Annotated in this window: 1 protein-coding gene; it reads right to left on the bottom strand. The window is 73.2% G+C overall.

Annotation, left to right across the window (positions count from 1 at the left end; all coding sequences use genetic code 11):
- A partial coding sequence (locus D3105_RS34295) for a DUF4291 family protein (RefSeq protein WP_118906612.1) occupies positions 1 to 339 on the bottom strand: 339 nt, incomplete at both ends.

The following is a 339-nucleotide window of genomic DNA, read 5'->3' on the forward strand; positions in this document are numbered from 1 at the left end:
CCGGGCGGGGGCGGTGCGCAGGCTGCGCTGCCAGGAGGCCTGGTCCGGGTGCACACCGCGTACGTAGTGGGAGAGTTCGGCGTGGGCGAGCGCCCACTCCAGACCGGCCCGCTCGATCTCGACGGCGAGGACGACCTCCTGCCCCTCCTTGGTGGCCCAGCCGCAGCGGTACATCATCCACAGGAAGCTGGGCTTGATCCAGGTCATCCGGTCCCGCTTCCACTCGGCGGGGAACCGTCCGTCGCGGGCGGCGGGGAGGCCGATGGCCGGCCGGTACGCCTGGTAGACGGTGACCGTCGTGGCGGTGTGGAGGGCGCGGATCTGGTGGCGGGGCGGGAC

This window comes from Streptomyces globisporus, from assembly GCF_003501885.1.
GTDB lineage: Bacteria > Actinomycetota > Actinomycetes > Streptomycetales > Streptomycetaceae > Streptomyces > Streptomyces globisporus_D.